A 15,929-nucleotide genomic window follows, 5' to 3' on the forward strand; every position below is an offset into this window, starting at 1 on the left:
AGTACACCTTTAATCGGGCAGCCGATTATTTGAATATAGAGGAGGAAATTGAGTGAGTGATCGTCAAGCGGCTTTAGATATGGCGTTAAAACAAATTGAAAAACAATTTGGTAAAGGTTCTATTATGAAACTTGGTGAACAGACTGATCGTAGGATTTCAACGATTTCAAGCGGTTCTTTAGCATTGGACGTAGCGTTGGGAGTGGGCGGATATCCAAGAGGCCGGGTCATTGAGATATATGGACCTGAAAGCTCCGGTAAAACGACTGTAGCATTACATGCTATTGCAGAAGTACAAAAGACTGGCGGCACGGCTGCATTCATTGATGCCGAGCATGCTTTAGATCCAGCATATTCAGAAAAACTTGGTGTGAATATCGATGAGTTACTGCTTTCACAGCCTGATACGGGTGAACAGGCCTTAGAGATCGCTGAAGCGTTAGTTCGAAGCGGAGCGGTAGATATCATTGTCATTGACTCGGTGGCAGCACTTGTTCCTAAAGCCGAAATCGAAGGCGAAATGGGAGATTCCCATATGGGTCTTCAAGCCCGTATGATGTCCCAGGCACTTAGAAAACTGTCTGGTTCCATTAATAAATCAAATACCATTGCCATTTTCATTAACCAAGTCCGTGAAAAAATCGGTGTTATGTTTGGGAATCCAGAAACGACTCCGGGAGGCCGGGCATTGAAGTTCTATTCAACTGTTCGTCTGGAAGTGCGCCGTGCGGAACAATTAAAACAAGGTAATGAAATCGTCGGTAATAAAACGAAAATCAAAGTTGTAAAGAACAAGGTTGCCCCACCATTCCGCCAAGCAGAAGTTGACATCATGTATGGTCAAGGGATTTCACAGGAAGGTGAAATCATCGATATGGGTGCAGATCTTGATATCGTCCTTAAAAGCGGTTCGTGGTATTCATACAATGAAGAGCGTGTCGGACAAGGCCGCGAAAATGCGAAGCTGTTCTTGAAAGAAAATCAGGATATCGCTCAGGAAATTTCTCAGAAAATCAGAGATCACTATAATCTTGATGGAGAGCATGAATTACCACCAGAAGAAGATGAATCAGAAGAGCATTTTGAATTGCTTGATTAATGATATTTGGAAAAGGCCTAAGCTTATTCGCTTAGGCCTTTTATGTATATTTTGAGAAAAATGCGGAATTTTCAGCGGATTAAATGGCATTGAAATCAGATTTACAGACTTCTTCCATAATGAATGCTGTACATTATGATGGTTGATATTAAGAAAAACTTGAATAATCATTGATACATAAGGGACAAACGCTTGACAATAAAAATTCTCAACTATACAATTAATATGTATATTTTACAATTTTTCAAACTAAAATTTTGAAAATTAAGTGCTGTATATTGAATTTATGTGCAATGTACTTGCCGACAGTTCAACATTTTATGTAAAAAGTTCATAGCAAGGGGAGGTGAAACGATGGAACCCATGACAATCATCTTCACTTTGCTTGGCCTAATCGTCGGTGCAGTTGTTGGTTATTTTATTCACAAATCAAAATTTGAGAGTAGAATAGCAGGGGCAAAGGGCTCTGCAGAGCACATCCTTGAGGATGCAAAACGTGAAGCGGAAGCACTTAAGAAAGAAGCCCTGTTGGAAGCAAAAGATGAAATTCATAAAGTTCGTGCCGATTCGGATCGGGAAGCCCGTGAAAGAAGGAACGAATTACAAAAACAAGAAAATCGGTTATTGCAAAGAGAAGAGAATCTGGACCGTAAGGATGAAACGTTAGACAAACGTGAGAGCCTTTTGGAGAAAAAAGAAGATTCTCTAAACCAAAGACAACAGCATATTGAAGAGATGGAAAGCAAAGTGGAAGAGACGGTTCGTAAGCAGCAAACAGAGCTTGAACGTGTTTCCGGTTTAACTCGTGAAGAGGCTAAAGCAATCATTATAGACCGAATGGAAAACGAGCTTGCTCACGATGTAGCGCTTATGATTAAAGAAAGTGATACCCGTGCCAAAGAAGAAGCTGATAAAAAAGCAAAAGAAGTCCTTTCTCTTGCCATTCAGCGTTGTGCGGCTGATCATGTTGCAGAAACCACCGTTTCTGTAGTAAATCTTCCAAACGATGAAATGAAAGGGCGGATAATCGGACGTGAAGGACGAAATATCCGGACGTTAGAAACGCTAACAGGTATTGACCTTATTATTGATGATACTCCTGAAGCTGTCATTTTATCTGGATTCGATCCAATTAGACGGGAAACGGCACGCTTGGCTCTTGAGAAACTTGTTCAGGACGGACGGATCCATCCGGCCCGCATTGAAGAAATGGTTGACAAAGCAAGACGTGAGGTAGATGAACATATTCGTGAAATTGGTGAACAAACTACTTTTGAAGTTGGAGTTCACGGTCTCCATCCAGATCTCATCAAAATACTAGGACGTTTGAAATTCCGTACCAGTTATGGGCAAAACGTGCTTAAACATTCAATTGAAGTGGCCCAGCTTTCAGGTTTACTGGCCGCTGAGCTCGGTGAGGATGAAGTACTTGCCCGCCGTGCAGGTTTATTGCATGATATTGGGAAAGCGATCGATCATGAAGTGGAAGGCAGTCACGTTGAAATTGGCGTTGAATTAGCAACCAAATATAAAGAGCATCCAACTGTCATTAACAGCATCGCTTCACATCATGGCGATACGGAACCAACTTCCATCATTTCAGTGCTTGTGGCTGCCGCTGATGCGTTATCAGCTGCAAGACCGGGAGCTAGAAGTGAAACGCTTGAAAATTACATTAGAAGACTTGAAAAACTTGAGGAAATTTCCGAGTCCTATGATGGAGTGGAAAAATCTTTTGCGATTCAAGCCGGACGTGAAGTGCGGATTCTAGTGAAACCAGAACAAATCGATGATCTTTCGGCACATCGACTCGCACGTGATATCCGGAAAAGGATTGAAGAAGAGCTCGATTACCCAGGACATATAAAAGTCACGGTCATCCGTGAAACAAGAGCAGTCGAATACGCCAAATAATTGTTAATGAAAGACGAAGTGGTGCAAACCACTTCGTTTTTTCTTTTTCCGATATTAATCGTTAAGCGTAATTCTTATAATTACCCCAAATTATGTTACAATACATACTTGAATAATTCATATAATTAGGTGAATCCAGAAAGGGTTTTACAATGAAATTGCTATTTATTGGAGATGTAGTGGGGTCTCCAGGTCGTGACATGATCCAAGAATACCTTCCTAAGTTAAAAGAAAAGTATCGTCCGCATATCACGGTCATCAATGGCGAGAATGCCGCAAGTGGCCGGGGAATTACAGAAAAGATTTACCGCAGTTTTTTAGAGTGGGGAGCGCAGGCAGTGACCATGGGAAACCATACATGGGATAATCGTGATATTTTCAATTTTATTGATGAAGCGAAATATCTCGTCCGTCCAGCAAACTTTCCAGACGGGGTACCTGGAGTAGGTATGAAATTTTTAAAATTGAACCAGCATGAAATAGCGGTCATCAATTTGCAAGCGAGAACGTTCATGCCGGATTTGGATTGTCCGTTCAAAAAGGCGGAAGAACTAGTGGCGGAGGCTCGAAAAAAGACACCGATCATCTTTGTCGATTTTCATGGAGAAGCTACAAGTGAAAAGCAAGCTATGGGGTGGTTCCTTGATGGTAAGGTTACAGCCGTTGTTGGTACACACACACACGTCCAGACAGCCGATAATCGTATATTACCTGCAGGCACCGCTTACATATCAGATGTAGGCATGACAGGACCATATGATGGCATCCTTGGTATGGAAAGAGAGGCAGTCATCCATCGGTTCCTGACCAGCCTTCCTGTTCGTTTCGAAGTCCCAAAAGAGGGACGGACCCTATTAAGTGGGGTTCTCCTTGAAATTGATGATAAAACTGGCAAGGCAAAGAAGATAGAAAGGATCCTGATTAACGAAGATCATCCTTTTTATCATTGATTCGAACGGATGGGCAGTCAAACTGGGCATCCGTTTTTCCATCCTTTAATAAATGGTGTACAATCCTGGTTTTCTTTGTCATACAAGTTTTACTTGATGAATATAGTAGCAGTGGAAAGTGTTATAACTATTTAGCCAAGTTAGAATCGGCAGGGAAAACAAGGAGGACTAGGAATGGAAATATTAAAAGTTTCAGCAAAATCTAATCCTAATTCTGTAGCAGGCGCACTAGCGGGAGTGCTCAGGGAAAGAGGAGCAGCCGAAATTCAAGCAATCGGTGCAGGTGCGTTAAATCAAGCCGTCAAGGCAGTAGCAATCGCAAGAGGGTTTGTCGCACCTAGTGGAGTTGACTTGATTTGTATTCCTGCCTTTACAGATATACTTATTGATGGCGAAGAGAGAACGGCAATAAAACTAATCATTGAACCAAGATAATTGCATGTTTGGGTGTCCTGTTTGTCGGATGGCGAGCAGGCTCTTTTTTGTCGTGAAATCCAAATGACGAAAGGCCCGTGTCGTTTATGATGGATCTATAATTATAAAAAAGGTACAGGAAGGGGGATTACATTGGAGATTTTTGATGCACATTGTGATGTGCTGATGAAGATGTTCATCGATCCGGATATTTCTTTTGCAAATAGTGATAAATTACATATAACAAAGCGGGGTTTATTGGATGAAGGGGGAAAAGTCCAATGTTTTGCCATATATATTCCTGAAAAAGTCCACCCTGATATGAGGTTTCAAGCAGCTTTAGCGATGGTGGATATTTTTCATGAAAAGATTTTATCAGAGCCGGAAATGAAATTTATAAAAACCAAGGCAGACATCGAATCTTTAAAAGAAAAGGAAATCGGTGCAATGCTAACTTTGGAGGGCTGCGATTGCATTGGGAATGATTTGTTGAAACTGAAAACCCTTATTCATCTTGGAGTGTCCTCCGTAGGTCTAACTTGGAATTATGCTAACTTGGTAGCAGATGGGGCATTAGAAACAAGAGGGGGCGGCTTGACAGGATTTGGAACGGAGGTGGTCGCGCTATTGAATGAGAAGTCAATTTGGTGTGATTTATCCCATTTATCTGAAGCTGGATTTTGGGACACCCTAAAGTTGGCGAAATTCCCAATCGCCTCCCATTCGAATGCTTATCAACTTTGTCCGCATCCGAGAAATTTAAAGGACGGGCAGATAAAAGCCCTTTTACAGAAAAATGGGGTGATCGGCGTAACCTTTGTCCCGCAATTTCTAGCAAGTGGCTCGGCTACGATAAAGGATATCTTGAAACATATAGAGCATATATGCAGTTTGGGCGGAGAGAGACAAATTGGATTAGGGTCCGACTTCGATGGAATCGATCATATGGTAGAGAATTTAATGTCATATAAGGATTATCATAACTTAATAAATGAATTGAACAGGCTTTATTCCAGTGAGTTTATAAAAGGTCTCCTTTTTGATAATTTCACTCGTAATTTTCCGCTTGAAAAGGAAATATCTTAAGTGATTTTCAATTCTTACTATATAGATATGAATGAATATTCTGAAAATATAAAAAATAAAAGCAAAAAGGTTGCAATTTGATGATTTAACCGATAGAATTGAAAGCGTTTAGTACACCTTTCCTAAATTAGAACGATGATTATACATAGTGGAATGTTCTAAGAGAGGTGCGGTTAAATGCATTTATATACGAACGTCCTAAAGGAGTGTAAGACATGATCAATCAACTTTCATGGAAAGTTGGCGGACAACAAGGTGAAGGTATTGAAAGTACAGGAGAAATATTCTGTATTGCCCTCAATCGCTTAGGTTATTACTTGTATGGCTACCGTCATTTCTCATCCCGAATCAAGGGTGGACACACGAATAACAAAATTCGTGTAAGTACTACGGAAACTCGTGCTATCTCTGATGATTTAGACATCTTAGTTGCTTTTGACCAAGAAACAATTGACGTCAATTATAAAGAATTACATGAGGGTGGCATCATAATTGCAGATGCAAAATTCAAACCTGTCTGCCCAGAAGATACAAAGGCAGAATTATATATTGTTCCTTTTACGGAAATAGCAGCCGAATTAGGGACATCATTAATGAAAAATATGGTCGCCATCGGTGCGACATGTGCTGTTCTTGGAATGGAAATTTCCGTATTCAACGATGTGGTTGATGAAATATTCGGCCGTAAAGGTGAAGAGATCGTTAAGAAGAATATGGATGCCATTACTGCCGGCTATAAGGCAATGGAAGTGTTGCTTGGAGAAAAACTGGGCGCGATGGAGCTGGAAAAGGCAGACGGCCAAAAACGAATGTTCATGATTGGAAACGATGCTATCGCTTTAGGCGCAGTTGCAGGCGGGTGCCGCTTCATGGCAGCTTACCCGATTACTCCGGCCTCGGAAATTATGGAATACTTAATCAAGAAACTTCCTCAATTTGGCGGGACGGTCATACAGACTGAAGATGAAATCGCGGCAGCCACAATGGCAATCGGTGCCAACTATGGCGGTGTACGTGCCATCACAGCTTCAGCTGGACCTGGACTTTCCTTGAAAATGGAAGCGATTGGTTTAGCGGGCATTACCGAAACGCCAATTGTCATCGTCGATACTCAGCGTGGCGGTCCATCTACGGGACTTCCTACAAAACAGGAGCAATCCGATTTAATGGCCATGATTTATGGTACACATGGTGAAATACCTAAAATCGTCATGGCTCCGAGTACTGTTGAGGAAGCTTTTTATGATACGGCAGAAGCATTCAACCTTGCAGAGGAATATCAATGTCCAGTTATCGTTTTATCCGACTTACAGCTATCATTAGGTAAACAAACGGTTCAGCCGCTTGATTACGGCAAAGTGGAGATAAGACGCGGAAAATTGGTTGACTTTGAAATTGAAGAGCCTGAAAACAAATCTTACTTCAAGCGTTATGAAGTTACGGAAGACGGAGTCTCACCACGGGTAGTACCTGGTATGAAAAATGGAATACACCATGTTACAGGTGTTGAACATGATGAAACGGGCAGACCTTCCGAGACGGCCTTGAATCGCAAATTGCAAATGGATAAACGGATGCGTAAGCTGAATAATTTAACTAACACATTCCAAACACCAGTATACAAAAACACACCGCATGAAGAAGCGGATTTATTAATTCTTGGTTTTAACTCAACACGCGGGACGATTGATGAAGCGATCGGCCGTTTAGAAACGGATGGAATGAAAGTGAATCATGCGCAAATCCGTTTGATTCATCCTTTCCCAGCTGATGAAGTCCTATCATTGGTGCAAAGTGCTAAGAAAGTAGTAGTTATTGAAAATAATGCGACTGGACAATTGGCTAATATTATCAAGATGAATGTCGGACATGTTAATAAAATTAAAAGCATCCTAAAATATGATGGCAACCCATTCCTCCCGCATGAAATTCACACACAATGCAAGGAGATGTTCGAATATGGCAACGTTTAAAGATTTTCGGAATGATGTAAAACCAAACTGGTGTCCTGGCTGCGGAGATTTCTCCGTTCAGGCTGCCATGCAGCGTGCGGCTGCCAATGTAGGATTGGAGCCGGAGAACTTGGCTGTTGTTTCCGGTATCGGCTGTTCAGGGCGTATATCCGGTTACATCAAGTCATATGGTTTCCACGGCATCCATGGCCGCTCACTGCCAATTGCCCAAGGAGTAAAAATGGCCAACCGTGAATTGACCGTTATAGCTTCAGGCGGTGACGGAGATGGTTTTGCAATCGGGATGGGACATACCATACATGCGATCCGCCGTAATATAGACATTACGTATATTGTCATGGATAACCAAATTTATGGATTGACAAAAGGCCAGACTTCACCTAGATCCGCTGCTGGATTTAAAACGAAATCAACTCCAGAAGGATCAATAGAACAGGCTGTTTCACCTATGGAATTAGCATTGTCAGCTGGCGCTACGTTCGTAGCTCAAAGCTTTTCCACTGATTTAAAAGACCTGACGGCGATCATTGAAGCAGGGATAAACCATAAAGGGTTCTCCTTTATCAATGTATTCTCTCCTTGCGTAACATACAATAAGATCAATACGTATGATTGGTTTAAACAAAACTTAACTAAATTGAATACGATTGAAGGCTATGATTCATCAAATAAAGAACAGGCCATGCAGACTTTGATGCAGCATGACAGCCTTGTGACAGGGATTATTTATCAAGACTCTTCACGCCCTTCGTACCAGGAATTAGTGCCAGGGTATGCTGAGAAAGCGTTAAACAAATCAGATCTGACACTGGATCAAGCGCACTTTGATAAGCTTGTTGCTGAATTTATGTGAAAATTAAAAGGTTCACCCCTTAGGATGGGGTGAACCTTTTTTGTGATTAATTGGAAAGCTCAAGTAGAGAGAATCACTGTACTTTCTTAATTAGCTTACCAAAAACCGTTATTGCATCCGCAGCCGAATGAGAAGAGGTTGCAACGATTCCTTCTGCGACAATGGCGGTCCCGATCGCGATCACGGTCCCGATCACGGTCCCGATCCCGATCCCGATCCCGATCGCGGTCGCGGTCGCGCCTATTACAGCCCCTTACAGCACGACAAAAATCATCTGCGATTCTATCGTTGTCCCGATCACGGTCCCGATCGTGGTGCCGGTCGCGGTCCCGATCGCGGTCCCGATCGTGGTGCCGGTCACGGTCGCGGTCGCGCCTATTACAGCCCCTCACAGCACGACAAAAATCATCTGCGATTCTGTCGTTATTATTGTTGTTATCATGATGATCGTGATTATTGCATCCACATGACATATAAGTCACTCCTTCATAATTTTGTTGTACAAGATATCTTATTCGAGAGCGGACAAGATGCTATAGAAACATGACCCATTTAACAAAAATGTATGGATGCCTAAAGTCATTATCATTAATCTGAAAAGGCCGGTACAACAGGGATTATGGTATTTTTGTAATTGATTTTTCATATCTTTACATATTAAGGTAGAGAAAAAGAACAGCCCTATTTCAGGGGGAATGTACATGTTGAGAGGTAAAATGAAAGCCATAGTCAAACACCATCAAGGTTATGGGGCACAATTACAAGTTGTCGATATACCGGATATTCGTGATGACGAGGTCTTGATCCGGGTGAAAATGACTTCGATCTGCGGAACGGATATTCATATTTTCACCTGGGATGAATGGTCACAAGGAAGAGTGAGTCCACCATACGTATTTGGGCACGAATTTGCTGGGGAAGTAATCGAGATAGGAGCAAGGGTCAGTAATGTTTCAGTTGGTGATTATGTATCTGCCGAAACGCATATAGTTTGCGGTACATGCAGGCAGTGCTTGGCTGGGCAATTCCATATTTGTAAAAAAACGGACATTATTGGTGTTGATAAACAAGGTTGCTTTGCAGAGTATATAGCTCTGCCAGCCAAAAATTTATGGAAAAATCCAAGTGATATGCCACTAGATATAGCTACCATCCAAGAACCGATGGGTAATGCAGTCCATTCAGTGTTAGCTGGCGAGGTGCTGGGGAAAACGGTGGCAATAATCGGCTGTGGTCCAATTGGGCTTATGGCGATTGCTGTAGCAAAGGCCGCGGGTGCTGATAAAGTAATCGCTCTTGATATTAATGATTATCGACTTCAGCTTGCCAAAAAGATGGGTGCTACGGACCTCATTCATTCAATTAAACAGGATCCAGTGGAAATCACGAAAAGCCTCACAAGTGCGGAGGGGGTGGATGTTGTTTGTGAAATGAGCGGTAATCCTGCAGCTATCCAACAAGGGTTCAAGATGGCGACGAATGGTGGAAGAATATCTATTCTAAGTCTGCCTTCTAAGCCCGTCACGATTAATATAACAGAGGATATTGTATTCAAGGGTCTTACTGTCCAAGGGATAACTGGAAGGAAGATGTTTTCAACCTGGCAACAGGTTTCAAGTCTGCTAGAAAATGGCAAGGTTGATGTAAAACCAATGATTACCCACCGGTTTTCACTTAGCGATTTTGAAAAGGGATTTGAACTGATGATCAAAGGTCAGTGTGGTAAGGTTCTCCTTATACCTTGAACATCTGAAAAGGTGGAAATTGCATTGTCTGCATTTGAAAATTCTTGAGAGGCTAACTTCGTTTTAGCCTCTTATTTCATGTTCTTATTTTTAATATTTGTGAAAAATTTCTTACAATTGAAGAAGCCACGACAGAATGATTGTTTCTTGCTGTTAAAAGCTTTATACTATGATAATGTGGATATATCACACTTAATAGCTAATATTTACTGGAAATTCTTAAAAAGGAATCCGTATAAATCCATTTGAAGATAGGTCTTGAAATAGTTGGTGAAAGAAATAAACTAACTATTTTGAAAGGAGATTAACTATGAACGAGAAACAACGATTAGAATCACAACAAATACAGGCTGAGAATCCAGCGGACAAAAAATCCGAAAAGGACTTCAGTAAGTATTTTCAAGCCGTTTATATTCCCCCTTCCTTAAAAGATGCGAAAAAACGAGGAAAAGAAGAAGTAGAATATCATGATGACTTTGCCATTCCTGAAGGTTTCCGCGGAATGGGAGAAGGTAAAAAGTTTTACATTCGTACTTACGGCTGTCAAATGAACGAACATGATACAGAAGTCATGGCGGGCATCTTTATGGCACTTGGTTATCAGGCGACAGACACGGTGGATGATGCAAACGTCATTTTACTTAACACTTGTGCGATTCGGGAAGGCGCAGAGAATAAAGTGTTCGGTGAATTGGGGCATTTAAAATCATTGAAATTGGAAAAGCCGGATCTATTGCTTGGGGTTTGCGGTTGTATGTCACAAGAGGAGTCAGTTGTAAAGCGGATTCTAGAGAAGCACCATTTTGTAGATATGATTTTCGGAACGCATAATATCCACCGCCTGCCGCAAATTCTTAATGAAGCTTATCTTTCCAAGGAAATGGTCATTGAGGTTTGGTCTAAAGAAGGTGATGTAATCGAGAACCTTCCGAAAGTGCGTAAAGGAAAAACGAAGGCATGGGTCAATATCATGTATGGCTGCGATAAGTTTTGTACATACTGCATCGTACCGTACACAAGAGGGAAAGAAAGAAGCCGCAGGCCTGGAGATATCATCCAAGAAGTCCGTCATTTAGCGGCACAGGGTTACAAGGAAATAACCTTGCTTGGACAGAATGTGAATGCTTACGGTAAAGATTTTACGGATATCGAATATCGTTTCGGTGATTTGATGGATGAAATCCGCAAAATCGACATTCCGCGTATTCGTTTTACGACAAGCCATCCCCGTGATTTTGATGATCACTTGATTGAAGTGCTGGCTAAAGGCGGAAATCTCGTTGACCATATCCATCTACCAGTTCAATCGGGAAGTACGGACACACTTAAAATCATGGCCCGTAAATATACACGCGAACAATATTTAGAGCTAGTAAAAAAGATCAAGGAAGCTATCCCAAGTGCATCGCTAACCACGGATATCATTGTAGGCTATCCGAATGAAACGGAAGAGCACTTTGAAGAAACGATGTCATTATACCGTGAAGTTGGTTTCGATGCAGCATATACTTACATCTATTCACCGCGTGAGGGAACACCGGCTGCGAAAATGCAGGATAATGTACCGATGGAAGTGAAAAAGGAACGTCTGCAACGCTTGAATGCCCTTGTCAATGAAACGTGCGCATTGAAAATGAAAGAGTATGATGGGCAGATTGTTGAAGTGCTCGTTGAAGGCGAAAGCAAGAAGAATGCGGAAGTATTAGCAGGTTATACAACGAAAAATAAGCTCGTGAACTTCAAAGGACCAAAATCCGCTATTGGCAAAATCGTAAAAGTGAAAATCACCGGAACGAAAACATGGTCATTAAATGGGGATATGGTTGAAGAAGCAACGGCGATTGAGGTGGAGTAATATGACTAAATATACTAAAGATGACATTCTGAACAAAGCGGCCGAGCTTGCTGAAATGATCGCCAGCACGGAAGAAGTCGATTTCTTTAAACGGGCAGAAGCTCACATCAATGAAAATCAAAAAATCCGTGAAATGATTGCCAGCATCAAGAGCTTGCAAAAACAGGCTGTAAACTTCCAACATTATGGCAAAGAGAAAGCATACAGCCAAGTTCAAGCAAAAATTGATGCACTGGAAAAACAATTGGATGAACTTCCGATCGTGCAAGAATTCAAACAATCCCAAGTGGATGTAAATGACCTTTTACAAATGGTTTCTTCACAGGTATCGAATAAGGTGACGGACCTGATTATTGAATCGACCGAAGGTGATGTCCTTCGCGGTGAGACAGGTTCACAGGTACAAGCAGGCGGCGGAAGCTGTTCATGAATATTAAAAAAGCCCTTCTGATTTCAGAAGGGCTTTTTTAATATGCGGAAATCCTTATACAGTGCCCATTCGTGACACATATCCCAAAACATGAGCATAAAATAACCTAGGTTTAAAACATTACAGCAGTTTTCAAACAATTAAAATTCTACGCACACTAGACTTTTACCACGCATAGGATGAATGGAAACTGTATGAGGAGGGTTCGCTAGCATGTCACAATATAGAGAGATAATTACTAAAGCGGTGGTGGCAAAAGGACGTAAATTCACAAAGTCCTCTCACACCATTTGCCCGGCTCATCATCCTTCTAGCATTCTAGGTTGTTGGATCATCAACCATAAATACGATGCAAAGAAAGTCGGCAAAAAGGTAGAAATTCACGGCAGCTACGAAATCAACGTCTGGTATTCTTATAACCAAAATTCGAAGACGGAAGTTGTAACTGAAAAAGTGCAATATACCGACGTTATTTCGCTGAAATACCGTGATCCCGATTGTCTTGATGACCATGAAATCGTTGCAAAAGCTGTCCAACAGCCGAATTGTTTAGAAGCTTGCATCTCCCCATGTGGACAAAAAATCATTGTTCATGTGGAAAGGGAATTCTTTGTGGAAGTCGTCGGCGAAACGAAAATTTGTGTCGCTGTAAGTCCAGATGGCCGCTGTGAGGATGACTGGGGCTCTGATTTCGATGATGAGGATTTCGAAGATTTAGATCCGGATTTCCTTGACGAATTCGAAGACGAATAGAATATAGAAATTAATACCGGATGACATTCCCTTCATCCGGTTTTATTTAATTTGAAGCGGGACAAGTACCTATGGCTTTACAGATACAGCTAGCTCACAATATAAAGGATAATTGATTTACCATGCAATTTCGAATACAGGCAATGTTGCTTTCCCGTATGTTATAATGAAGGACATAAAAGTGTAATAGATTTTAGTTTGGAAAGGTTTTGAAGGAATGGCTGGATATACTCCGATGATACAGCAATATTTAAAAATTAAGGCAGAGTATCAGGATGCCTTTTTATTTTTTCGTTTAGGCGATTTTTATGAAATGTTTTTTGACGATGCACTGAATGCATCACAAGAGCTCGAGATCACATTAACGAGCCGAGAAGGCGGTAGTGAAGAGCGAATACCGATGTGCGGCATTCCGTATCACTCGGCAGCTAATTATATTGATATATTGATAGAAAAAGGATTTAAAGTAGCTATTTGTGAACAAACCGAAGATCCGAAGCAAGCCAAAGGTGTGGTTCGCAGGGAAGTTGTCCAGCTGATTACTCCGGGAACGAAAATGGATAGTAAGGGTCTTCGTGAAAAGGAAAATAATTATATTGCCACCATCACTTATTTTACGGATGGTCAGTTTGGCTTTGGATACAATGATTTATCGACAGGGGAAAATAAGGTTACATTGATTGAGAGTTTCGAGGAAGTTCTTAATGAATTTGCCATCCTTGGTGCGAGTGAAGTGGTCATTGCCGAGGATTTCAATGAAGAATGGAAAAAAAAGCTGCAAGAACGGGGCGCTGCCGCTCTATCCCTAGAGAGTAATTTGGTTCAAAGCGAGTCATTCGTTGCATTGCTTCATTTGCTAAAAGACCAGAAACTGGCGACAACGATCTCACGTTTATTGAATTATCTATACCGTACCCAAAAACGCAGCCTGGATCATTTACAGCCAGTGCTCGCATATGAAACATCACAATATATGAAAATTGATTATTATAGCAAACGCAATTTGGAATTAACTGAAACCATTCGTTCCAAAGGTAAAAAAGGCTCATTATTATGGCTGCTTGATGAAACAAAAACAGCCATGGGCGGAAGGATGTTGAAACAATGGATTGATAGACCGCTCATTAATAAAAAACAGATCGAGCGGAGACAAAGCCTTGTTGAAACCCTGAAAAATCAATACTTCGAACGGCAGGACTTACGTGAACGGCTGAAAGAAGTGTACGACTTGGAGCGGCTTGCCGGAAGGGTGGCCTTCGGGAATGTAAACGCCCGGGACCTGATTCAACTGAAACGTTCATTGCAACAGGTGCCGATCATTCGTGAAATCGTGAAGTCAATGGCTTCCAATCAGGATATTTCAATCCTGGCCGATAAATTGGATCCTTGCGAAGAAGTGACGGATTTGCTTGAAACGGCGCTTGTAGAAAACCCGCCACTGTCCGTGAAGGAAGGGAATATCATTCAGGACGGTTTCCATAAGGAGCTGGATACATACAGGGATGCCAGCAGAAACGGGAAAACTTGGATTGCACAGCTTGAACGGGAAGAGCGGGAACGCACCGGGATCAAATCCTTGAAAATCGGATATAATCGTGTATTTGGCTATTACATTGAAGTCACACGAGCAAATTTGCATCTGCTTGAAGAAGGCCGTTATGAACGGAAGCAAACTTTAACGAATGCCGAACGTTATATCACTCCTGAATTGAAAGAAAAGGAAGCTTTGATTTTACAAGCAGAAGAAAAAAGCATCAGTTTGGAGTATGACCTATTCCTCAATCTTCGTGAAGAGGTCAAAAGCTATATCCCTCGCCTACAGGATTTGGCCAAAGGCGTCAGTGAACTGGATGTCCTGCAGTGCTTTGCGACGATTAGTGAAGAACGCCATTATGTGAAGCCTGTCTTTTCCGGTGATCGAAGAATCGTACTGAAGGAAGGCAGGCATCCAGTGGTCGAGAAAGTTCTTCAATCACAGGAGTATGTCCCCAATGACTGCTTTATGGATGGAGACCGGGAGTTACTCTTGATCACAGGGCCCAATATGTCGGGTAAAAGTACGTATATGCGTCAAATTGCGCTAACATCGATTCTAGCGCAAATTGGATGCTTCGTATCCGCAAGTATAGCTGAATTACCTATTTTTGATAAGGTATTTACCAGGATTGGCGCGGCAGATGATTTGATTTCCGGGCAAAGTACATTCATGGTCGAGATGCTTGAAGCGAGAAATGCCATCATGAATGCGACAGAAAACAGTTTGATATTATTTGATGAAATAGGGCGGGGAACTTCAACTTATGATGGGATGGCGCTTGCTCAGGCCATCATTGAATATATTCATGAGGAAATTGGGGCAAAGACACTCTTTTCGACCCATTATCACGAATTGACTGTATTGGCAACGGAACTGCCAAAATTGAAAAATATCCATGTAAGTGCCATTGAGCAAAATGGAAATGTCGTTTTCCTTCATAAAATTAAAGAAGGGCCAGCAGATAAAAGCTATGGAATTCATGTGGCTAAGCTAGCTGATTTACCGGAGCAGTTAATAGAGCGGGCGGCCGCTATTTTAGCGCAGCTAGAGAATGAAAATGGACAGGCAAAGGCGATTCCTGAACAGCCTGCTGCTGAAAAAGCACATATTGCCGAAGCTGACCCGGTAACACCCGTCAATGAGGCACAGCTTTCCTTCTTTGGGGAAGAAGCTCCTAAAGGAAGAGTGAATTCTTCACCAAAGGAAAAAAAGGTGCTGGATGACATAAAATCACTGGATATCCTTGAAATGACGCCGCTTGAGGCAATGAATACCCTTTATAAATTACAAAAGAAACTTAAATGAGAATTAAAGTGAGGC

The 15,929-nt window shown here is 41.7% G+C and carries 13 protein-coding genes; 12 read left to right on the forward strand and 1 reads right to left on the reverse strand.

Translation table 11 applies throughout. The features are described 5' to 3' along the window. Positions 1-52: 52 nt before the first annotated feature. The 7 genes from recA (at position 53) to ACIQ0C_RS10210 (ending at position 8,289) form a co-directional block, all read left to right on the forward strand. On the forward strand, positions 53-1,099 hold the full coding sequence (gene recA, locus ACIQ0C_RS10180) for a recombinase RecA (protein ID WP_403059376.1): 1,047 nt from the start codon (positions 53-55) through the stop codon (positions 1,097-1,099). Between the two features lie 354 nt (positions 1,100-1,453). Then, positions 1,454-3,013 (forward strand): ribonuclease Y, encoded by a 1,560-nt coding sequence (gene rny, locus ACIQ0C_RS10185; RefSeq protein WP_133348168.1) that lies wholly within the window; start codon positions 1,454-1,456, stop codon positions 3,011-3,013. Between the two features lie 152 nt (positions 3,014-3,165). Beyond that, entirely contained in the window at positions 3,166-3,963 is a 798-nt protein-coding gene (locus ACIQ0C_RS10190; RefSeq protein WP_403059381.1) for a TIGR00282 family metallophosphoesterase, read from the forward strand. Positions 3,964-4,137: 174 nt separating this feature from the next. Further along, positions 4,138-4,398 carry a stage V sporulation protein SpoVS gene (spoVS, locus tag ACIQ0C_RS10195; protein ID WP_029281188.1) on the forward strand — a complete coding sequence of 87 codons (261 nt, stop codon included), beginning with the start codon at positions 4,138-4,140 and terminating at the stop codon, positions 4,396-4,398. Between the two features lie 132 nt (positions 4,399-4,530). Further along, positions 4,531-5,463: a dipeptidase gene (locus ACIQ0C_RS10200; protein WP_402839393.1), complete on the forward strand. Its 933-nt coding sequence runs from the start codon at positions 4,531-4,533 to the stop codon at positions 5,461-5,463. Between the two features lie 215 nt (positions 5,464-5,678). Continuing rightward, positions 5,679-7,436 (forward strand): 2-oxoacid:acceptor oxidoreductase subunit alpha, encoded by a 1,758-nt coding sequence (locus ACIQ0C_RS10205; protein WP_034313511.1) that lies wholly within the window; start codon positions 5,679-5,681, stop codon positions 7,434-7,436. Continuing rightward, a complete protein-coding gene (locus ACIQ0C_RS10210; protein ID WP_096338178.1) occupies positions 7,423-8,289 on the forward strand; it encodes a 2-oxoacid:ferredoxin oxidoreductase subunit beta in 867 nt (288 codons plus the stop codon). Before ACIQ0C_RS10205 ends, ACIQ0C_RS10210 begins: the two co-directional genes overlap by 14 nt. 73 nt (positions 8,290-8,362) lie before the next feature. Here the strand turns inward: ACIQ0C_RS10210 and ACIQ0C_RS10215 are convergent, their stop codons facing one another. Continuing rightward, positions 8,363-8,485 carry a hypothetical protein gene (locus ACIQ0C_RS10215; RefSeq protein WP_403059384.1) on the reverse strand — a complete coding sequence of 41 codons (123 nt, stop codon included), beginning with the start codon at positions 8,483-8,485 and terminating at the stop codon, positions 8,363-8,365. Between the two features lie 508 nt (positions 8,486-8,993). Here ACIQ0C_RS10215 and tdh point away from each other — a divergent pair. The 5 genes from tdh to mutS all read left to right on the forward strand — a co-directional run bounded on the left by tdh (position 8,994) and on the right by mutS (position 15,914). Beyond that, the gene (tdh, locus tag ACIQ0C_RS10220; protein WP_403059456.1) at positions 8,994-10,034 is read left to right on the forward strand and encodes an L-threonine 3-dehydrogenase; all 1,041 of its coding nucleotides are present in this window, start codon (positions 8,994-8,996) and stop codon (positions 10,032-10,034) included. Positions 10,035-10,344: 310 nt separating this feature from the next. Then, a complete protein-coding gene (miaB, locus tag ACIQ0C_RS10225; RefSeq protein WP_403059387.1) occupies positions 10,345-11,889 on the forward strand; it encodes a tRNA (N6-isopentenyl adenosine(37)-C2)-methylthiotransferase MiaB in 1,545 nt (514 codons plus the stop codon). A 1-nt stretch (position 11,890) separates the two neighbouring features. After that, on the forward strand, positions 11,891-12,319 hold the full coding sequence (locus tag ACIQ0C_RS10230) for a YlbF/YmcA family competence regulator (RefSeq protein ID WP_034313499.1): 429 nt from the start codon (positions 11,891-11,893) through the stop codon (positions 12,317-12,319). A gap of 213 nt (positions 12,320-12,532) precedes the next feature. Continuing rightward, a complete protein-coding gene (locus tag ACIQ0C_RS10235) occupies positions 12,533-13,072 on the forward strand; it encodes an outer spore coat protein CotE (RefSeq protein WP_034313495.1) in 540 nt (179 codons plus the stop codon). Between the two features lie 217 nt (positions 13,073-13,289). Beyond that, positions 13,290-15,914, forward strand: a complete 2,625-nt coding sequence (mutS, locus tag ACIQ0C_RS10240) for a DNA mismatch repair protein MutS (protein WP_403059390.1) — start codon at positions 13,290-13,292, stop codon at positions 15,912-15,914. Positions 15,915-15,929 lie beyond the last annotated feature (15 nt).

The organism is Peribacillus sp. NPDC096448, from assembly GCF_044762675.1.
Classification (GTDB): domain Bacteria; phylum Bacillota; class Bacilli; order Bacillales; family DSM-1321; genus Peribacillus; species Peribacillus frigoritolerans_B.

Excerpts from the sequence above, each read along its gene's own strand:
- ACIQ0C_RS10230 (WP_034313499.1), top strand. The coding sequence starts at position 11,891 with ATGACTAAATATACTAAAGATGACATTCTGAACAAAGCGGCCGAGCTT.
- ACIQ0C_RS10210 (WP_096338178.1), top strand. The coding sequence starts at position 7,423 with ATGGCAACGTTTAAAGATTTTCGGAATGATGTAAAACCAAACTGGTGT.
- spoVS (WP_029281188.1), top strand. The coding sequence starts at position 4,138 with ATGGAAATATTAAAAGTTTCAGCAAAATCTAATCCTAATTCTGTAGCA.
- mutS (WP_403059390.1), top strand. The coding sequence starts at position 13,290 with ATGGCTGGATATACTCCGATGATACAGCAATATTTAAAAATTAAGGCA.
- ACIQ0C_RS10190 (WP_403059381.1), top strand. The coding sequence starts at position 3,166 with ATGAAATTGCTATTTATTGGAGATGTAGTGGGGTCTCCAGGTCGTGAC.
- miaB (WP_403059387.1), top strand. The coding sequence starts at position 10,345 with ATGAACGAGAAACAACGATTAGAATCACAACAAATACAGGCTGAGAAT.
- ACIQ0C_RS10235 (WP_034313495.1), top strand. The coding sequence starts at position 12,533 with ATGTCACAATATAGAGAGATAATTACTAAAGCGGTGGTGGCAAAAGGA.
- ACIQ0C_RS10205 (WP_034313511.1), top strand. The coding sequence starts at position 5,679 with ATGATCAATCAACTTTCATGGAAAGTTGGCGGACAACAAGGTGAAGGT.
- rny (WP_133348168.1), top strand. The coding sequence starts at position 1,454 with ATGGAACCCATGACAATCATCTTCACTTTGCTTGGCCTAATCGTCGGT.